Below are 17,774 nucleotides of genomic sequence, written 5' to 3'. Positions count from 1 at the left end.
AATGGGCATCCAACGGTACGTCGCGAAACGGACGCTGCAAGCGATTCTGGTCATCTACGTGGTCGCGACCACGGTGTTCGTCGCGATTAGGTCCATCCCGGGCGACCCCGCACGCCTGATACTCGGAGGTGACGCCGACGCCGACGCCATCGCGGCGGTGCGCGCCGAACTCGGCCTCGATCAGCCCATTTACGTCCAGTACGGCCGCTGGATGGCCGACCTGGCGAGAGGGGACTTCGGGACGTCGATATACACCGGCGAACCCGTCCTCGGACGCATCGCCGGCGCCGCGGAACCGACGCTGAGTATTGGGGTCGTCGGTATTAGCATCGCCATTCTGATCGCCATCCCCGCGGGAATCGTCAGCGCGACGCGGCGAAACCAGTGGGAGGACTACGTCGCGACTGGCGTCGCCTTCCTCGGCATCAGCATGCCCTCGTTCTGGATCGGCATCGTCCTCCTGCTGACTGTCGGGTCGGTCGTGTCGGCGATTCCGTCGTACGGCTACGCCTCGATCAGCGAGGGAGTAGGTCCGTGGCTTGCCCACGTCATCCTGCCGGCGGCGGCGGTGGGACTCCCCTACGCCGGCATCATCACCCGCATGACTCGGTCCTCGATGCTCGAGGTGTTGAGCGAGGATTACATGCAGACTGCCCGCGCGAAGGGGTTGCCGCCGCGACTGGTGCTGTTGAAACACGGCCTGCAGAACGCGCTCCTGCCCGTCGTGACCGTCGCCGGCATCCTCTTTGCGCTCCTCCTGGGCGGCATCGTCGCCGTCGAGATGGTGTTCGGCATTCAGGGCTTCGGGCGTCTGCTGATTCGCTCCATCGAACGACAGGACTTCCCCATCGTGCAGGGATCGGTCATCGTCATCTCGGTCATATTCGTGTTCATGAACCTCTTCGTCGACCTGTTGTACATGTCTATCAATCCGAAGATCCGCTACGGGGGTGAGGCCTGATGGGCGCCGACTACGGCGGCTACGGCGACGAGCGGACAGTCTTCGGGGTCCGTGTCGACCGCTTCGACCGCCTCCGCGAGACGTTCTCGGGTGACTACAAGGCCACCTTCGGCCTGACGGCCGTCGTCCTATTCGTCCTCGCGGCCGCCTTCGCGCCCGAACTGGCGCCGTACGATCCGATGGCGCAGGAGTTCGCACTCATGCAAGCGCCGTCGCTGACCGGCGCTCACCCCCTTGGAACCGACTCGTTCGGTCGAGACCTGCTCTCGCGGATGATGTACGGCGCGCGAATCAGCCTCGGCGTCAGCCTCGGAGCCGTCACCATCGGCGCCGTCTTCGGCGTCACCCTCGGCGTCGTCGCCGGCTACTTCGGCGGGTGGGTCGACGACGCACTCATGCGCTTCGTGGACGTCCTCTGGGCGTTCCCGTGGCTCCTGATCGCCATCATGCTCGTCGCGGTGTTCGGGCAGAGCGTCTGGAACGTCATCGCCGCCATCGCCTTCGCGTACATCGACGACTTCGCCCGCCTCGCGCGCGGCGAAGTGCTGTCGATTCGCGAAGAGGAGTTCGTCCTCGCGGCGAAAAACGTCGGTCTGACGGACACCCGAATAATGGTCGAGGAGGTGCTTCCCAACGCGGTGGCGCCGCTTATCGTCCAGTTCACCGTCCTCGTCGCGCGGGCGATGCTCGCCGAAAGTACGCTCTCTTTCCTCGGCATCGGCGTCAAGCCGACCACGCCGACATGGGGCGCGCTCCTCGGACAGGGACGGAGCCTCATCGGACAGGCCTGGTGGATTTCGATCATCCCCGGTATCGCCATCGTCGTGACCGTCCTCGGCATCAACCTGTTCGGCGACGCACTCCGCGACGCCTTCGACGTACGCGGGGAGGAGGGAGCACCGTGACGCTCCTCGATATCGAGAACCTCGCCGTGACCTTCCCGGTGCAGGGCGGCCCGGACGTCCCGGCGGTCGACGGCGTCGACCTGCAGGTCGAGAGCGGCGAGATTCACGGACTGGTCGGCGAATCGGGGTCGGGCAAGAGCGTGACTGCGCGTTCGATCATGCGGCTCCTCGACGGCGCCGAGGTGTCCGCCGACCGCTTCGACTACCGCGGCGAGGACCTCTACGCGAAATCCGAGGCGGAGATGCGCCAAGTTCGGGGCGACGACATCGCCATGGTGTTTCAGGACGCCCTCTCGGCGCTCAACCCCGTCATGACCGTCGGCGAACAGATCGCCGAGGTCGTCAGACACCACGGCGACGTTGACGAATCGGCGGGCCTGCTGAGCGAACTGCGGCGGAAGTACGTCACCGGAACGCGCACGTCCGCCGCCTCGTGGCGCCGCGCGGTCGAACTGCTGGAGACCGTCGGCATCGCAGACCCCGAGGACGTGGCGATGACCTACCCCCACCAGTTGAGCGGTGGCCAGCGCCAGCGCGTGATGATCGCGTCGGCGCTCGGGGGCGATCCCGACCTGATCGTCGCCGACGAACCAACCACGGCGCTCGACGTGACCGTGGAGGCCGGCATCCTCGACGAACTCCAGCATCTGTGTGACGAGTTCGGGGTCGCGATGCTTCTTATCACCCACGACCTCGGCGTCGTCGCGGAAACCTGTGACAGCGTGACCGTGATGTACTCGGGGTCGGTGATGGAACACGGGCGGACGGACCAGCTGTTCGAGAACCCGGCCCATCCCTACACGAAGGGCCTGCTCCGGAGTATTCCCGAACAGGCGCCGTCCGACGGCGAACTGGCGACGATTCCGGGATCAGCACCGGAGCCGTCCGAACGCCCCGACGGCTGCCCGTTCCGTGACCGCTGTCCCGCCGCGTTCGACGCGTGTTCCGACCCCCTGCCGGAACACGTCGTCGACGACGGCCACGTGACGCGCTGTCATCTCTACACGGAGGGAGACGACCCCGAAGTGTCGTGGGACGGCCCGACACGACGAGCCAGCGAGGTGAACGGCGCGGTCGACGACAGAACAACTGCTACCGAGGTGACCGACGGATGAGCACAAGCGACAGCGACACCGCCACCGAGACGAACCGAGCAGAGCTCCTGCAGGCGACGAATATCAAGAAACACTTCCCGCTCGATGAAGGGCTGTTCGACCGGCTGTTCGGCGAGAACCGAGTCGTCCGCGCCGTCGACGGCGTCGACCTGACCGTTCGCGCCGGCGAGACGGTTGGCATCGTCGGCGAGTCCGGATCCGGCAAGAGCACGCTCGGACGAACAGTCTCCCGGCTCTACGAGCCGACTGACGGGAGCGTCATCTTCGACAACGAACACATCGAGACGTACTCGGGGCGACAGCTCCGACCCATCCGCCGACGGGTACAGTACGTCTTTCAGGATCCGATGTCGTCGCTCAACCCGCGAAAGACGGTCGGTGAAACCGTCGCACGGCCGCTCACGGTGCACGATATCGCTTCGGGCGAGGAGAAGTGGGCACGCGTCGCCGACCTGTTCGAGGAGGTGGGGCTGACCCCATCACAGATGAGTGCCTACCCGCACGAACTCTCGGGCGGCCAGCGTCAGCGCGTCGGCCTCTGTCGCGCGCTCGTGACCGAGCCCGACCTCGTCGTCTTCGACGAACCCGTGTCAGCGCTCGACGTGACGCTGCAGGCACAGATTCTGAACCTCATCAACCGGCTTCAGCGGGAGTTCGACCTCTCCTACCTGCTGATATCGCACGACCTCAACGTCGTCCGGCAGGTGTGTGACCGAATCGCCGTCATGTACGCGGGAGAAATTGTCGAGCGAGGGACGGCCGCCGACATCTTCGACAATCCCCAGCATCCGTACACGCGGGCGCTCCTCGACGCCATCCCGGAGGTCGGTGGCGAGCGCGGGACCCGCACGCACCTCGAGGGCGAGCCGCCGAGCGCGACGAATCCGCCCTCGGGCTGCCGGTTCCACCCGCGCTGTCCGGAGTTCATCGACGGGCGCTGTTCAGGCGAACAGCCCGGCCTCCAGTCCGTCGAGGGCGACGGCGACCACGAGGCCGCCTGCCACTGGCTCGACCGGAGCGAGGAAGAGCGAGCAACTCACACCCCGCCGTCGCGAGCCGAACGCGATATCATTCAGGAGTCCACCGACTCCTAACGACGGTCACTCTCGTGCCGGCGGCGTGCGCGTCGATTTTCCCGAGCGCGGTGTAGACGGCGACGGCGACGACGCGGAGCGACGACCCGTGCCAGCCCATCTACGAGATGTCGGTGACGGTGCCGACGCCCTTGCTCCGGCCCTCGCGGAAGACGAACCGCTGCCCCTCTTCGACGAGATAGGGGCGGAATTTGAACTCGACCGTCGCCGTCCCGCGGTCACCGGGGAGAAGGTGGCCGCCCTCGGGGCGGAAGATGGCCGCCTCGCTGACCGTCTCTAAGTGGACGACGGGTTCGTAGCCCGTGCCGATGCGCGTGGGGTGGTTGAGCACCATCACCTCGGCCTCGAACTCGCGGACGGGCGTGGGGTCGGCATCGGCGGGTAGCAGCACCATCCCGCGTTCGATGTCGCGTTCGGCGATGCCCTTGAGCGCGATGCCGACGATGCGGCCGGCCTCCGCCCGGTCGACGCGGTGGTAGTGCATCTCGATGGATCGGACCTCCACCTCGCGGAAGGAGCCGTCGGGCATGGGGCCGATGAGGAGGGGGTCGCCCGCCTCGACGGTGCCGGAGTTGACCGTCCCGGAGGCGACGGCGCCGACGCCCGTCACCGAGTACGTGCGGTCGATGTACATCCGGAAGTCGCCGTCGTCGCCGTTGGTCTTCGGCAGTCGCTCGAAGAGGTGGTCCAGCGTGTCCAGTCCCGTGCCGTCGACGGCGCTGGTTCGGAGGACAGGCACCACGTCGCCTATCTCCTCCGCGGCGGCCTCGACACCGTGTCGCTCGATGCGGAGCGGCGTCTCGCCAACGTCGCGGAGCAGTCGCTCCACCTCCCGTTCCACCTCGGCGACGCGTTCGTCGCTCACCACGTCGGTCTTGGTGATGGCCACGAGCGTCGGCAGTTCCGTCGCGAGCAGGATGCCGAGGTGTTCGCGCGTGGTTTCGGTGGGCCCGTCGTCGGCCGCGACGGTCAGCAGGCCGTAGTCGAGTTTCTGGCCCACCAGCCCACGGATGGTCGTCCGAAGCCACGGTTCGTGACCGACGGTGTCGACGAAGGATACGAGGCGGTCCGCCTCCTCGACGACGCGGGCGCGGTCCGACTTCCGGTGGGGGTTGTCCATGCGAACCGGGCCGCCGGCGTCGAAGCCGTACACCGCGTAGGAGAGGTCCGCCGAGAGGCCGCGTTCGACCTCGTGGGGCTGCACGTCGAGATACGACCGCGTCTCGCCCTGCCCGTCGTCGGCCTCGCCGGTGACGAGCGACCCGACCAGCGTGCTCTTGCCGTGGTCGACGTGGCCCGCCGTCCCGACGACGATGTGGGAGTCGTCGGTGTCTAGAATGGATCCCTCACGAATCGTCGCGACGCCGACGATACCCTCGCCGTCTGCACCGCCGACGCCCCACGTCTCCACGTCCTCGATGTGCGCGCCGGACTCCTCGGCGAGTAGGGAGAGCACGTCCATCGATTCGGAGAAAGCCGTCGGCTCGATACCGGCGACGTGACCGTCGTCCGTGACACCGACGACGTACGTCGCCTCGCCGTCACCGGAGAGCACGCGATGGCGCAACTGCGCTGCGAGACTCTCCATCCGACCGTCGCTGAGGTGGACGTCTCGGGAGAGGCGTTCCTTGAACTCGATTGGGCCGCCCTCCTCTTCACCGCGTTCCAGGGCCGCTTCCAGCACGGCCCGATCGGCGGTCATGTGGCGCGGTAGGTAATCACACGACAAAACCCTTTCCGTCGTGTGTGTATAGTTGTCACATTACGGTTGCAGTCGCTCGTAGGCGCGCTTCACCCGCTTGAACGCCGCTTCGTCGCCGCCGTCGGCATCGGGGTGAACCTCCTTTACCTTCGCCCGATAGGCGCGCTTGACCGCATCGTCGCTCGCGTCGGAGTCGAGTCCGAGGATATCGTACGCCTCGCGCCGGGAGAGCGACTGAGTCGACGACGGGGCGGTACGCGAGGTGCCTCGCGAGGAACGGGCGCCCACGCCGTCGGCGACGCGGCGGCGAGCGTCACGCCGTCGAGCGCCGCGCTGAGGGCCGGTCCGAACTCGCTGCCGGGCGCGGGCCTCGATGCGACCCGTCGCGTGCTTCCACATCAGGTACGTCGTCGCCGCGAACGGGAGCGCCAAGAACAGCAAGAACAGTTGGCGGACGAACGCCACGACTACGAGGACCACCGTCAGGCCAGCGAACACCGCCGCGAGTCCGAGGACGAGTCGGTCCCTGTCCACGTCCCCGTTTCGGGGTGCCACGACTGTAAGCGTCCCGGCGAAATCTGTCGACCCCGAGGGGACCGAAAGATACACGACAGATAACCAACGATTTCGGGGCGCATGTCCCTCCAAATCGGTGCCGCCCTGAAGCAAGGCGGCTATCGCTTCGCCAGTCGAACCGGCGCGCTCTTTACCGTCGTCTACGCCGCCCTGTACGTCGTCTATCAGGTCGGGTACAACGCCTTTCTGAACGCGCTGTACGCTCGCTGGGGTCTCGAAGCGACGCTCCCCACGCCGGTTTCGCTCCCGACGCCCCTCGCCGGCGTCGTCGTCCTCGTCTGTCTCCTCGGTCTCTCGACGATGAGCATCGTCGCGACGCGGACGTTCGTTGCGGGCGAGCGCGACGCCGTCCCGCGGGAGTACTACACCGAGGGGTTGGCGTGGACCGTCCCCAACCTCTTCGTCGGCGGCCTGGTGACGATGGTGCTCGTCAGCGTCGGCTTCGTCCTCCTCCTCGTCCCCGGAATCTTCCTGACGGTCAGCTTCGCGTTCCTGCCGATGTACATCGCCGTCGAGAACGACAACTTCGTGACGGCGATGCGGCGGAGCTGGGCGCTCTCGCGCGGCGACCGCCTGCCGATTCTGGGCGTCCTCGTCGTCGTGTTCGCCGTCGCCTTCGCCGTCGGCATCGTCTTCGGCGTGGCGAACGTCGTCCTCTCTCTCGCGGGCTACGGCGTGGTGATGCCGGTGCTCGCTGCCGCGTGTTTCACGCCGGTGACGCTGTTCAACCTCGCGGTGATGTCGGTGGCGTTCGAGCAACTGCGCGACGGTGTGTCGCCCATGGCTCGATAGCGATTGCCGACGGCGACGTGCCCGAGTCCGACCACACGCTGAAACCGCCGGCCGCCGAACGCTCACGCATGAGCGTCACGACACTCTGTCAGGTCTGTGAGTCCGCGACGGCCAGATACACCTGCGACGCGTGTGGCGCCGCGGTCTGTCCGGCCCACTACGACCGCGAGAGCGGTCTGTGTGCCGGCTGTGCCGGTGGACTGCGTTAGCGGAACTGGTTGAGTCGACGCTGCAGCTGCCGGGCGGCCTGTCCCGCCGCCCCGAAGTACGCCCCTTCGTCCCCGTCGGGGGCGTCCTCGCCCGCGAAGATGATGCCCCGCGAGGAGTTGACGAGGCCGACGCCGTCCGCGAGGCCATACTCGACCGCCGCCTCCGCGTCGCCGCCCTGCGCGCCCACGCCGGGGACGAGGAAGGGGAGGTCGGGGACCTCCTGCCGGAGCGTCTCGAGTTCCTCGGGCGCCGTCGCGCCCACGACGAGGCCGACGTTTCCGTGCTCGTTCCAGAGGTCGGCGAGCGCCGCCACGCGCCGGTACAGCGGTTCGCCCGAGGCGAGTTCGAGGTCCTGCAGGTCGGCGCCGCCGGGGTTCGAGGTGCGACAGAGGACGAACACGCCCGCCTCCTCGCGAGAGAGGAAGGGGTCGAGCGAGTCCCGACCCATGTACGGATTCACCGTGATGGCGTCGGCCGTGTCGAGCAAGTCGGCGTACCGCCGCGAGGTGTTGCCGATATCGGCGCGCTTGGCGTCCAGCAACACGGGCACGTCCTTCCCGTGGGCGTAGGCGATTGTCTCGCGGAGCGCCCGCCACCCGTCGGCGTCCTCGTAGAACGCCGCGTTGGGCTTGTAGCAGGCGGCGTGTTCGTGCGTCGCGTCGATGATTCGGCGGTTGAAGGCCCAGCGCGGCAGGTCGCGGTCGTCGAGGAAGTCGGGGATGCGGTCCGGGTCGGCGTCGAGGCCGACCGAGACGACGCTGTCCACGCGGTCGATTCGCTCGCGCAGGTGGTCGAAGAACGCGGTCATGGAGATGCATCGCGGTGGGTCGGACTTAAGTATCCGCTTCGTACACGACGGCGCCGTCGACGACGGTCAGCGTCACGTCGATGTCGTCGATGGCGCCCGACCGCTCCCACGGCGAGTCGTCAAGGACGACCAAATCGGCGCACTTGCCCGGTTCGACCGTTCCCAGTCGGTCCTCGTCGAAGCCGGCGTACGCGCTCCCGAGGGTGTACGCCCGGAGCGCCTCGGTCACGCCGAGGCCCTGTGCGTCGGTCGGTGCGTTGACGGCGCGATGCACGCCGTAGAGCGGGTCGAGTGGCATCCCGTCGCTCCCGAACGCGAGGGGGACGCCCGCGTCGACCAGTCGGCGGAGACGGTTCGTCTCGCGCCAGCGCTCGCCCAGTCGGTCGGCGTACAGCCCCGACTCGCCCGCCCAGCGATGGAAGTTGGGCTGGACCGAGGCGACGGCGCCGGCGTCGGCCAGTCGGTCGATAGTCGCGTCGCTCGCGAGTTCGGCGTGTTCGATTCGATGCCGCGCCGTCGAGTCGCCGTCCGCGAACGCCTCGGCGACGGCGTCGACCGCTTCGTCGCCGATGGCGTGGACGGCCACCTGAAAGCCGGCGGCCTCGGCCGCCTCAAACAGCGACTGGAGCGCCGCCGGGTCGACGACCCACTCCCCACGCTCGTCGGGGGCGTCGGCATAGGGTTCCGAGAGTCGCGCCGTCCGCCCGCCGAGGCTTCCGTCCGTGTACGTCTTGAGCGCGCCGACGCGAACCAGTCCGTCGCCGTGGTTCGTCCGCAAGCCCGCGTCCTGCAGGGCGTCGAGGTGGTCCGCCCAGTAGTTGAGTCGCACCCGAAGCGACAGGGCGCCGTCCCGAGCCAAATCGCGGTAGGCGCGGGCGGCCTGCGGCCGCCGAATCATGTCGTGGACGCCCGTGACGCCACGGGCGGTGGCGTGGTCTTGGGCCGCCCGGAGCAGTCGCGCCATCTCGTCGGCGCCCGGTTCGAGAGCGTCGAGGACCGTCTTCGCAGCCTCCTCGACGACGACGCCCGTCGGCCCCGCGGCGTCGCGCCGGACACCGTCCGCGGACGGGTCGGGGAGGTAGCGCTCGACAGCGGTGGTGTCGAGTGAGACGACGTGGAGGTCCTCGCGCACGGCGACGACGGGGCCCGCGGCGTCGACGGCGTCGAGGTCAGCGCGCGTGAGGTAGTCGCGCTCGCCCCACGCGTGTTCGTCGTAGCCGACGCCGAGGACGGGGTCGCCGGCGTCGACGGCCTCGGCCCGGGACTGTAGGATATCGAGCGCCTCGGCCCGACTCTCGGCCTCGGAGAGGTCGGCGTGGACGAGGCGACGGCCCAGCACGTCGAGGTGGGTGTGGGCGTCGATGAAGCCGGGGAGGAGGACTCCGCCCTCGCAGTCGACGACACGGGTGTCGACGCCGGCGAGGAAGTCGAGTTCGTAGGCGTCGCCGACGCGGACGATGCGGCCGTCGCGGACGGCGACGGCCTCGTGAGTCTCGTCGGGACGGGCGAGGGTGTGAACCTCCGCGTTCGTCAACAGGAGGTCGGCGGCCGCGGTCATAATCGACCTGCCGCGGGCGAGCGCGTTAACGCTTTGGGGCGAGCGATTCAGCGCCGCGCCCGACGGACGCCGTAGGCGACCATCTCGACGGAGTAACAGACGACACACCCGCGGAATTTGGGGCGTTCGAGGTCGTCCTCGGTTGCTGTGGGAGACTCTGCCATGGCTGGGCGTTGGGTCGCGTCGACGTAAACGGTGTGGCGGTCGTGCGCGAGTGGCGGGCAGTCGCGTTCAGGGCGCGTAGTAGTACTCGCCCTCTCGCTTCTGCTCGCGGTCGAGTTGGCTCTCGGGCTTGTTGATGCGGGGGCGGCCCGTCCGCTCGTCGCGCCGGAACGTGATGTCGAGGTCGGCGAGGAAGTCGTTCATGCCCGAGCGCATGTCCTGCGGCGTCGAGGCGTGGCCGTGTTCGGCGGGTTCGCCGTCGAACACCATCAGGCGGTCGGCCAGCAGGTCGATCATGTAGATGTCGTGGTCGATGACCATCGCGGTGGCGTCGTGGTTCTCGGCGTAGCGCCGGATGGCGGTGGTGGCCTGCACACGCTGTTCCACGTCGAGGTGGGCCGAGGGTTCGTCGAGCAGATAGAGGTCGGCCTCTTTCGACAGGCAGGCCGCGATGGCGACACGCTGACGCTCCCCGCCCGAGAGGTCGGTCAGCTGCTGTTCCATGATGCGCTCCAGTTGGAGCGGCTTGGCGATTTCCGTGTTCCAGAACGAGGTGCCGAAGTCGTCGGTAATCGAGGAGAGGAAGATGTCGACGCGCATCGGCTGGTCCACCTCGATGTACTGAGGCTTGTAGGCGATGTCGAGTTCGAAGTCGAGTTCGTCGCCGTCGGGTTCGAGCGACCCCGCGAACAGCTTCGCGAGCGTCGACTTCCCGATACCGTTCGGCCCGACCACGCCGAGCACCTCGCTCTCGTAGATGGTGCCACCCTCCACGTCGAGCGAGAACTCGCCCTCACCGTAGGACTTCGAGATGTCGGGGTACTCCACCAGCGGCGTCCCCGACACCGACTCGCGAGGCGCGTGCTCCTCGAACGTGATTTCGTTCGGGCGGATACGCATGTTCTCGTTGTCGAGGTAGCCCTGTAGGTACTCGTTGATGCCGTTTCGCACCGATTTGGGGTCGGTGATGACGCCGTACGCCCCGGGTTCACCGTAGGCGACGTGGAGGCGGTCGGCGAGCAAGTCCAGTACGGCAAGGTCGTGTTCGACGACGAGCATCGAACGGTCCTCCTCGTCGGCGAGTTCGCGGATGAGACGCGCCGCAGTCACGCGCTGTCCGATGTCGAGGTAGGGCGTGATTTCGTCGAGGAAGTAGAAGTCGGCGTCGCGAGCGAGCGTCGCCGCGAGGGCGACACGCTGGAGTTCGCCCCCAGAGAGCGTGTCGATGGGCTGGTCGATGACCGGCCGGATGGAGAGCCGATCGATGAGGTCGTCGACGGCGCCGCGCTCGTCGGTCTGTTCGAGGAGCGCGCGCGTGTTGCCATCGAACTGGTCCGGGATGCGGTCGATGTACTGGGGCTTGCGAGCGACGGTGACGTCGTCGTCGATGAGGCGTTCGAGGTAGTTCTGGAGCGCGGTGCCGCGGTATTGGTCAAGCACCGTCTCCCAGTCGGGGTCGTCATCGTACTGCCCGAGGTTAGGGACCATCTCGCCCGCGAGGGCGTGGACGGCCGTCGACTTCCCGATGCCGTTCGGGCCGAGCAGCCCGGTCACCGTGCCGGACTCCGGAATCGGCAGGCCGTAGAGCGAGAAGGCGTTCTCGCCGTAGCGGTGGACCGGGTCGTCGTTCAGTTCGGAGGGGAGATTGATGATTTCGATGGCGTCGAACGGACACTTCTCGACGCAGATACCGCAGGATTCGCCCAGACAGAGCTCCTCGGAGATGCTAATCTGCTCCGGGCCACCCTCGTAGAGGTCGGGGTCGTCGTGACGCTCTTCGAGGGTGACGATGCACTCTTCGCCCGTTCGGTTCGGCGGGCAGAAGTTCGCACACTCGTAGTTGCAGCGGTCGGGTTGACACCGGTCGAGGTCGACGACCGCGATACTGTCATCGGCCATGATTACAGGGTCGCGCCAGTGGTGAGGAGAATTGCGTAGGTTATGAACCAGAGCGCGAACGTCATGAACCCGACGTAGAGGTGGTCCTTCGCGCCGAAGTCGCCGGTATCGACGCCAATCGCCTTCAGGATGGGGTACTGAATGGCGACTGCGGCGACCACGGGCAACAGCGTCTGCGTGTCCGTGGCGGCCGCGGCGCTGGTCCCGACGACGACGGCGGCGGCGAGCGCTGCCGCGACGCCGCCGAGGCAGGCCAGCGTGGTGACCGTCACCCCGCGGACGTGCCCCGTGAGACCGGTTTGCGTTTCCGTAGCCATACAGGACCCTCCGACGGCGAGAATGAAAAGGTGTTCGATACGGGGAACGCGACCGATACAGCGCGTATCGGAGTCGACCGACACTACCCGTTCACGGCGCGCTCAGTCGGTGCGGACGAACGCGTCCACGCAGACGCTCCGCTCCGGGCGAACCATCACGGGGTTGAGGTCGAGTTCCGCCACGTCGCGTCGGCTGGCGACGAGCGACCCCACTTTGGTGACGAGGTTGGCGAGGCTATCCAGCGACGCGTCGGGCCCGAACTCGTGTTCGAAGCGTGCCGGGATGTCCGTCCGTTTGAGGGCGCCGTAGGCGTCGCCCTTGCCGAAGGGGGCGATGAGGTGCGTGGTGTCCTGGAGTGCCTCCACCTGCGTCCCCCCGGACCCCAGCGTGACGACCGGGCCGAGGTTCGGGTCCTGTGACGCACCGACGAGCGCTTCGACGCCGCTCTCGACCATCTCCTGGACGAGGACGCCCTCGATGGTCGCCTCTGGGTCGTGTTCGAAGACGTTCGCGACGATTTCCTCGTACGCTCGCTGGGCCGCCGAGGGCGACTCGACGCCGACCCGGACCGCCCCCACCTGGTTGCGGTGGGCGATGTCGGGCGAGTCCACCTTCATCACGACGGGCGTGCCGATTTGGCTGGCGTAGCGGGCGGCCTCCTCGCTCGACGACGCCGACCGAGTGGCGGGCAGGTCGAGGCCGTAGTCGTCGAGCAGGGTCGTCGCCTGCGACCACGTGAGCGTGGTGTCGCTCGGCAGGTCGGAGCCGTTCGCCTCGTCGAGCTCGAAGGGTGGGCGGCCCACGAGTCGGTCGCGTGCCTCGTCGAAGTTGACCAGCGACGCCAGCGCGTCGATGGACTTGGTCGGCTCGTAGTAGAGGGGGTACTCGGCACGAACTCGCTCGTAGGGCTGGGGGTCGTCGAGTTCGTCCGGTTCCTTCCGACCCGTCCACAGGAAGATGACGGGGTCGTCCGTCATCTCGCCGAGTTCGAGCAAGCGGTCCGCGATGGCGTCGGCGTCCTCGTCGACCATCGAGAGGCCGATGCCGAAGACGTAGGCGTCGAAGTTGTCGTCGGCAAAGAGCACGTCCGCCACCTCGGTCAGCACCTCGGCGCCGGCCGCGCGGATGTCGACCGGGTTGTGGAGTTCGCCGAAGGTGAGCAGGTCGTCCATCTCCAGCAGGGCCGTCTCCGTCGAGTCGTCGAGCGACGGGAGTTCGAGGCCGCGCTCCTCGGCCAAGTCGGCCAAGAGCGTTGCGAGGCCACCGCTGGTCGACGCGACGCAGACGCGCCGGGAGTCCGGCGGGTCGAAGGCAGCGTGGGCCTGCGCCCGCGTCGTGAGGTCGGGGATGTCCGGGACGCGCTCGATGCCCGCTTGACCGAAGGCGGCGTCCCACGCGGCGTCGTTGCCGGTCAGCGACCCCGTGTGGGATTCGGCGGCCGCCTGCGCCACGTCCGAACTCCCGACCTTCACGGCGAGGACGGGCGTCCCCGTCGCCACCGTCTCGCGGGCTACCTCGATGAACCGCCGTGGCTCGGTCACGCCCTCGATGTACGTACAGATGACGTCGACGTCGGGGTCGGCGGCCATGTACTCCACGTAGTCCGCGAGGCTCTGGTCCACCTCGTTGCCTGTCGAGATGACGTGCGAGAAGTGGGTGTCCTCGTCGGCGGCGTTCTCGTAGAAGGTGGCAAAGGAGAGGGCGCCAGACTGGCTGGCGAGGCCGATGTTCCCGGGTTCGGGTTCGCGAGAGCAGAGGCCGGTCAACACCGTCCCCGCCTGTGCGTTGGCGAGGCCGATGCAGTTCGGCCCCGCGACGCTGATGTCGTACTCGGCGGCGGTGGCTTCCAGGTCGGCTTCGAGTTCGGCGCCGTGCTCGTCGGCCTCGCTGAACCCGGTCGTGATGACAAGCGCGGCGGGGACACCAACCTCACCGGACTCACGTACTACGTCGACGACGTGTTCGCGGGGGACGACGACGACCACGAGGTCGACCACCTCCGGGAGGTCGGAGACGGAGTCGTAGCAGGGCCGCTCCCACGCCTCCTCGCGGTTCGGGTTGACGAGGTAGACGTCACCGTTGTAGCCGTAGGAGAGGAGGTTGTCCGTGATACGGGAGGAGTACCACGAATCGGGGCTGGCGCCGACGATGGCCAGCGACGACGGGTCGAACAGTGAGTCGAGTTGTCGTGACATACTCTACCAACTTCCACCCCCCTCATTAATCGTGGCTTTAGTGGCACTATTGTCGAGGGGCGATACGCTGGGTGTCGAACTTTCGTGACTAATCGTGACGAGTACGCAAACGTTTGTTCCGTGTCTGTGAACATTTAAGCCCGTGGCCCTACTGGTTTCGGGTGATGGCTGGAACTGACGAGGAGGGTCTAGACGACCTCCCGCCGAGCGCGAAATTGGTCTTCAAGGTCCTCGAATACAACGGCTCGTTGACACAGAAGGGGATCGTCGAAGAGTCGATGCTGTCGGCTCGAACGGTCCGATACGCGCTCGAACGACTCGAAGAAATCGGTATCGTAGACGAGGACGTCTACTTCGCCGACGCACGACAGAATCTCTACCAGCTCAACGAAACGGCACTAGCCAAAGACGCCGACGCCGACGTCGAGGCGGCCTGCGTCGAGTGTGACTAACTCGAAACGACGCGAATCTGCTGTTTCTCGTCGATAGCGCGTTCGAGTTCGTCCGCGATGGCGCTCCCGCGTGACACCTGAATCTCGCCGCCGCGACCGACCGTCGCGGTGAATAGATACTCGCCGTCGGCGCGGACCTCCACCGTCTCGCCGACCGCTGCACCGTCGCCCACATCGACGACGACGTGTCGCGAGGTGACTTCCGGCGTGACGACAGTTCCCTGCGTGGCACCACTGGCCCCGCCACCGCCGCTACTGCCACTGCTACTCCCACTACTGGGGCGCTCGCTCAGCGTCTGCACGTCGATGGAGATGCCAAGTCGGTCCTCGACATCGTTGATTCGACCGCCACCCTTGCCGATGACGTAGGAGATGTCGTCTTCCTCGACGTAGACGACGGCCTCGTTCTGACCCTTGAGCTCGACTTCGACGTGTCCGCGAGCGATGGACCGAATCTCGCGTTCGACCTCCTTGCGCGCGAGTCGGGAGACGCCCGTCTCCGACGACCCGCCGCCGTCTTCGAGGGGGACGGTGACGACCTGTCGGTTGAACGTGTAGATTTCGTAGGCGGGTTTCCCCGTCTCGAAGTCGGTAATCTGGATGACCGGGCGGGCGAGGTCCTCAGCGGTCAGGCCTTCGGGGACCTTCACCTCGGTCTCCACGTCGTAGACGGTGTCGACGCGGCCGTCCTCGATGTAGACGACGGTGTCGACCACCTGCGGAATCATGCCGAGTTCGACGCGGCCGACCAGTCGCTGGAGGGCGTCGATGGCGCGGGTGGCGTGGACCACGCCGACCATACCGACGCCCGCGAGGCGCATGTCCGCGAAGACTTCGAAGTCGTCGGTCTTGCGCACCTCGTCGTAGATGGTGTAGTCGGGGCGGACGAGCAGGAGGGAATCGGCCGTCTTGGCCATGTCGCCCCCGAGCGCCGTGTACTGGGTGATGTCGGGGCCGACCTGCAGGTCGCGGGGTTTCTCCATCGTCTTGACCGCGTTGTCGTTGTCGGCGAGGAACTCCGCGACGGCCTGTGCGAAGGTGGACTTCCCGGCGCCGGGCGCCCCGGAGATGAGGACGCCACGCTGGCGTTCGAGCAAGCGCTCTTTGAGGTCCTCGGCGAACTCGTAGTCCTCGAGGTCCGTCTTGACGATGGGCCGAACGGCCGTAATCTCGAAGCCGTCCGCGAAGGGCGGACGAGCGACGGCGATGCGGTACGAGCGGTACTGGACGATGGACATGCCCGGTTCGTCGAGTTCGACGAAGCCGTCGGGGCTTGCGCGGGCCGTCTCCGCCACGTCGTGGGCGAACTCCTTCATCTCCGCTTCGGTGGTCACCTCGTCGCGGATGACCTCGTAGTGCATGTCGCCGATAGCGCCGCGTTTGGCCTTCGGCTTCGACCCCGCGCGGAGGTGGACGGACATCGTCGTCTCGTCGAAGAACTGCTCGATTTCCAGTCCGTCGGCGTCGCGCCCGCGGGGTTCGACGTACTCGACGTCCAGCCCCTTCGCGCGACTCACTTCGGCTTGCACCACGTCGCTCGTGAGGAGCGTAGCGCCGAGGTCGGCGGCCACGTCCCGGACGATGGCGTCGATTTCGCCCTCGTCGGCGTCGCGTTTCTGTCCCTCGTTGGGTCGCTTCCCGTGATATTCGACCGAGATGGTGGACTCGTCGGCCAGTTCGACCAGCCGTTGGAGCTCCTCGATGCCCTCCCAGCCGGTGTCGTGGCCCTCGTTGGCCTGCCACTCGAGTTCGCCGACGACGGCCTCGGGGACGACAATCGTCGCACCCTCGTAGGCTCCAGAGTCGACGCGTTCGGACACGCGGCCGTCGATGACCGCGCTCGTGTCCGGTACGACGTTCATACACTGAGTCGGGGGGCGAGACGGAAAAGGGTATTCAAGCGCCGCCCCTCCCTGCCGTCATGAGCGAGGTACTGGACCTGACGCGCCGACTGGTCTCGATTCCGAGTCACGAGGACGAGCGCGCGGCCGGCGACGCCGTCGCGACGTGGCTCCGCGAGGAGACGGACGCGACGGTGCGCCACGACGACTCCGGAGTGATAGCGCGGCGCGGGTCGGGCACCGACTCGCTCGCCCTCGTCGGCCACCACGACGTGGTCGCCCCCGCCGAGGAACAGGTCGCCTGCGGCGGGGACGAGTACGTCGTCGAAGAGCGCGACGGCCGCCTCCACGGGCGCGGCACCGCCGACATGAAGGGGAGCCTCGCGGCCGCGATGGTCGCCTTCCGCGACGCCGACCCCGCGACGGAACTCGTCTTCGCCTCCTTCGTCGGCGAGGAACAGGGCGGCGTCGGAGCGCGGAAGGCCATCGACGCGGGCTTCGCCCCCGACTACGCCGTCGTCGGCGAGGGCTCGACCGGCTACTCCGCGCCCGGCGTCACCGACGTGGCCGTCGCCCACAAGGGCCGACGCGGGAGTACGCTCGTCGCAACGGGCGAGAGCGCCCACGCCAGCGAACCCGAGGCCGGCGAGAACGCGGTGTATCGCGCCTGTGACGCCGTGGACGTGGTTCGCGACCTCGATGCACCCGAAACGACGGTGCTCGGGCGCGACCTCCGGGGGAGCGTCGCCGTCACCGAAATCGAGGGCGGGTCGGCGTGGAACGTCGTCCCCGAGCGCTGTACGGTGACGGTCGACGAGCGCACCGTCCCGGGCGAGCGGGCCGACTTGGAGCGTACCGAATCGGTGCCGGGCGTCGAGTGGGTCGTCGACCAGGACCTCCCGCCGATGGCGTGTGACGACGCCGCCTTCGCCGAGACGGTGCTGGCGGCGGCCCGAGACACGCAGGACGACGCCCCCGAACGCGTCGCCAAGCCGCACGCGACCGACGCGGGGTGGCTGGCGGCGGCGGGGACGACCTGCGTCGTCTGTGGCGCCGCCGAACCCGGCGAGGCCCATACCGCGGCGGAGAGCGTCGCTATCGACGTTCTGGAGCGGTGCGAAGAAATCTATCGACGGGTCGCGGAGTCACACCCGACCGGGGCGGCGTGACTGCGGGCCTCGCCAGT

17 protein-coding genes are annotated in these 17,774 nt (G+C 67.6%); 8 read left to right on the top strand and 9 right to left on the bottom strand.

The window, feature by feature from the left end; genetic code table 11:
• Nucleotide 1 precedes the first annotated feature (1 nt).
• Genes BLU18_RS13675 through BLU18_RS13660 form a run of 4 tightly spaced genes read left to right on the top strand, consistent with a single transcriptional unit; the run spans nucleotide 2 to nucleotide 4,075 of the window.
• Nucleotides 2-961: an ABC transporter permease gene (locus BLU18_RS13675; protein ID WP_092635859.1), complete on the top strand. Its 960-nt coding sequence runs from the start codon at nucleotides 2-4 to the stop codon at nucleotides 959-961.
• Nucleotides 961-1,866, top strand: a complete 906-nt coding sequence (locus tag BLU18_RS13670; protein ID WP_092635857.1) for an ABC transporter permease — start codon at nucleotides 961-963, stop codon at nucleotides 1,864-1,866. The genes BLU18_RS13675 and BLU18_RS13670 overlap by 1 nt, the downstream gene beginning before the upstream one ends.
• Nucleotides 1,863-2,981 carry an ABC transporter ATP-binding protein gene (locus tag BLU18_RS13665; RefSeq protein WP_092635854.1) on the top strand — a complete coding sequence of 373 codons (1,119 nt, stop codon included), beginning with the start codon at nucleotides 1,863-1,865 and terminating at the stop codon, nucleotides 2,979-2,981. Before BLU18_RS13670 ends, BLU18_RS13665 begins: the two co-directional genes overlap by 4 nt.
• A complete protein-coding gene (locus tag BLU18_RS13660; protein WP_092635852.1) occupies nucleotides 2,978-4,075 on the top strand; it encodes an ABC transporter ATP-binding protein in 1,098 nt (365 codons plus the stop codon). Before BLU18_RS13665 ends, BLU18_RS13660 begins: the two co-directional genes overlap by 4 nt.
• Here the strand turns inward: BLU18_RS13660 and BLU18_RS15205 are convergent.
• From BLU18_RS15205 to BLU18_RS13650, 3 genes are read right to left on the bottom strand one after another with little or no spacing between them, the layout of a single operon-like run.
• The gene (locus tag BLU18_RS15205) at nucleotides 4,050-4,175 is read right to left on the bottom strand and encodes a hypothetical protein (RefSeq protein WP_281241041.1); all 126 of its coding nucleotides are present in this window, start codon (nucleotides 4,173-4,175) and stop codon (nucleotides 4,050-4,052) included. The two genes, BLU18_RS13660 and BLU18_RS15205, sit on opposite strands and share 26 nt — an antisense overlap.
• Nucleotides 4,176-5,777: a GTPBP1 family GTP-binding protein gene (locus BLU18_RS13655; protein WP_092635850.1), complete on the bottom strand. Its 1,602-nt coding sequence runs from the start codon at nucleotides 5,775-5,777 to the stop codon at nucleotides 4,176-4,178. It lies immediately after the preceding gene.
• Between the two features lie 60 nt (nucleotides 5,778-5,837).
• Entirely contained in the window at nucleotides 5,838-6,311 is a 474-nt protein-coding gene (locus BLU18_RS13650; protein ID WP_092635978.1) for a J domain-containing protein, read from the bottom strand.
• A gap of 102 nt (nucleotides 6,312-6,413) precedes the next feature.
• Here BLU18_RS13650 and BLU18_RS13645 point away from each other — a divergent pair, with 102 nt between their 5' ends.
• Together BLU18_RS13645 and BLU18_RS13640 are read left to right on the top strand one after the other, a co-directional pair.
• Entirely contained in the window at nucleotides 6,414-7,145 is a 732-nt protein-coding gene (locus tag BLU18_RS13645; protein WP_092635848.1) for a DUF7847 domain-containing protein, read from the top strand.
• 68 nt (nucleotides 7,146-7,213) lie between these two features.
• Nucleotides 7,214-7,354, top strand: coding sequence for a zinc finger HIT domain-containing protein (locus BLU18_RS13640; protein WP_143025274.1), 141 nt, complete (start codon nucleotides 7,214-7,216; stop codon nucleotides 7,352-7,354).
• Here BLU18_RS13640 and pyrF read toward each other — a convergent pair.
• From pyrF to BLU18_RS13615, 5 genes are all read right to left on the bottom strand, one after another.
• Nucleotides 7,351-8,163 (bottom strand): orotidine-5'-phosphate decarboxylase, encoded by an 813-nt coding sequence (pyrF, locus tag BLU18_RS13635; RefSeq protein WP_092635844.1) that lies wholly within the window; start codon nucleotides 8,161-8,163, stop codon nucleotides 7,351-7,353. The genes BLU18_RS13640 and pyrF overlap by 4 nt on opposite strands.
• A gap of 25 nt (nucleotides 8,164-8,188) precedes the next feature.
• Nucleotides 8,189-9,721, bottom strand: coding sequence for an amidohydrolase (locus BLU18_RS13630; protein WP_092635842.1), 1,533 nt, complete (start codon nucleotides 9,719-9,721; stop codon nucleotides 8,189-8,191).
• Between the two features lie 231 nt (nucleotides 9,722-9,952).
• Complete coding sequence (locus BLU18_RS13625; RefSeq protein WP_092635840.1) at nucleotides 9,953-11,782, bottom strand: ribosome biogenesis/translation initiation ATPase RLI; 1,830 nt, start codon at nucleotides 11,780-11,782, stop codon at nucleotides 9,953-9,955.
• A 2-nt stretch (nucleotides 11,783-11,784) separates the two neighbouring features.
• On the bottom strand, nucleotides 11,785-12,099 hold the full coding sequence (locus BLU18_RS13620) for an EMC6-like membrane protein (protein WP_092635838.1): 315 nt from the start codon (nucleotides 12,097-12,099) through the stop codon (nucleotides 11,785-11,787).
• A gap of 102 nt (nucleotides 12,100-12,201) precedes the next feature.
• Entirely contained in the window at nucleotides 12,202-14,295 is a 2,094-nt protein-coding gene (locus BLU18_RS13615) for an acetate--CoA ligase family protein (RefSeq protein ID WP_092635836.1), read from the bottom strand.
• Nucleotides 14,296-14,459: 164 nt separating this feature from the next.
• On the opposite strand from BLU18_RS13615, the gene BLU18_RS13610 reads away from it, so the two are divergent.
• Nucleotides 14,460-14,747, top strand: coding sequence for a winged helix-turn-helix domain-containing protein (locus tag BLU18_RS13610; protein ID WP_092635834.1), 288 nt, complete (start codon nucleotides 14,460-14,462; stop codon nucleotides 14,745-14,747).
• Here BLU18_RS13610 and BLU18_RS13605 read toward each other — a convergent pair.
• Nucleotides 14,744-16,609 carry a PINc/VapC family ATPase gene (locus tag BLU18_RS13605; protein WP_092635832.1) on the bottom strand — a complete coding sequence of 622 codons (1,866 nt, stop codon included), beginning with the start codon at nucleotides 16,607-16,609 and terminating at the stop codon, nucleotides 14,744-14,746. The genes BLU18_RS13610 and BLU18_RS13605 overlap by 4 nt on opposite strands.
• 59 nt (nucleotides 16,610-16,668) lie before the next feature.
• Between BLU18_RS13605 and BLU18_RS13600 the strand changes: the two genes are divergently transcribed.
• The gene (locus BLU18_RS13600; RefSeq protein ID WP_092635830.1) at nucleotides 16,669-17,757 is read left to right on the top strand and encodes a M20 family metallopeptidase; all 1,089 of its coding nucleotides are present in this window, start codon (nucleotides 16,669-16,671) and stop codon (nucleotides 17,755-17,757) included.
• Nucleotides 17,758-17,774: the final 17 nt, after the last annotated feature.

The organism is Haloplanus vescus (assembly GCF_900107665.1).
GTDB classification, from domain to species: Archaea; Halobacteriota; Halobacteria; order Halobacteriales; family Haloferacaceae; genus Haloplanus; species Haloplanus vescus.
Note: the sequence above shows the minus strand (reverse complement) of the source record. Positions and strands in the feature narration are given on the sequence as shown.

What these genes read in the sequence shown, in the direction of transcription:
- BLU18_RS13675 (WP_092635859.1), top strand. Translation starts at nt 2, where the DNA reads ATGGGCATCCAACGGTACGTCGCGAAACGGACGCTGCAAGCGATTCTG.
- BLU18_RS13670 (WP_092635857.1), top strand. Translation starts at nt 961, where the DNA reads ATGGGCGCCGACTACGGCGGCTACGGCGACGAGCGGACAGTCTTCGGG.
- BLU18_RS13660 (WP_092635852.1), top strand. Translation starts at nt 2,978, where the DNA reads ATGAGCACAAGCGACAGCGACACCGCCACCGAGACGAACCGAGCAGAG.
- BLU18_RS15205 (WP_281241041.1), bottom strand. Translation starts at nt 4,175, where the DNA reads ATGGGCTGGCACGGGTCGTCGCTCCGCGTCGTCGCCGTCGCCGTCTAC.
- BLU18_RS13655 (WP_092635850.1), bottom strand. Translation starts at nt 5,777, where the DNA reads ATGACCGCCGATCGGGCCGTGCTGGAAGCGGCCCTGGAACGCGGTGAA.
- BLU18_RS13645 (WP_092635848.1), top strand. Translation starts at nt 6,414, where the DNA reads ATGTCCCTCCAAATCGGTGCCGCCCTGAAGCAAGGCGGCTATCGCTTC.
- BLU18_RS13640 (WP_143025274.1), top strand. Translation starts at nt 7,214, where the DNA reads ATGAGCGTCACGACACTCTGTCAGGTCTGTGAGTCCGCGACGGCCAGA.
- pyrF (WP_092635844.1), bottom strand. Translation starts at nt 8,163, where the DNA reads ATGACCGCGTTCTTCGACCACCTGCGCGAGCGAATCGACCGCGTGGAC.
- BLU18_RS13630 (WP_092635842.1), bottom strand. Translation starts at nt 9,721, where the DNA reads ATGACCGCGGCCGCCGACCTCCTGTTGACGAACGCGGAGGTTCACACC.
- BLU18_RS13625 (WP_092635840.1), bottom strand. Translation starts at nt 11,782, where the DNA reads ATGGCCGATGACAGTATCGCGGTCGTCGACCTCGACCGGTGTCAACCC.
- BLU18_RS13620 (WP_092635838.1), bottom strand. Translation starts at nt 12,099, where the DNA reads ATGGCTACGGAAACGCAAACCGGTCTCACGGGGCACGTCCGCGGGGTG.
- BLU18_RS13615 (WP_092635836.1), bottom strand. Translation starts at nt 14,295, where the DNA reads ATGTCACGACAACTCGACTCACTGTTCGACCCGTCGTCGCTGGCCATC.
- BLU18_RS13610 (WP_092635834.1), top strand. Translation starts at nt 14,460, where the DNA reads ATGGCTGGAACTGACGAGGAGGGTCTAGACGACCTCCCGCCGAGCGCG.
- BLU18_RS13605 (WP_092635832.1), bottom strand. Translation starts at nt 16,609, where the DNA reads ATGAACGTCGTACCGGACACGAGCGCGGTCATCGACGGCCGCGTGTCC.
- BLU18_RS13600 (WP_092635830.1), top strand. Translation starts at nt 16,669, where the DNA reads ATGAGCGAGGTACTGGACCTGACGCGCCGACTGGTCTCGATTCCGAGT.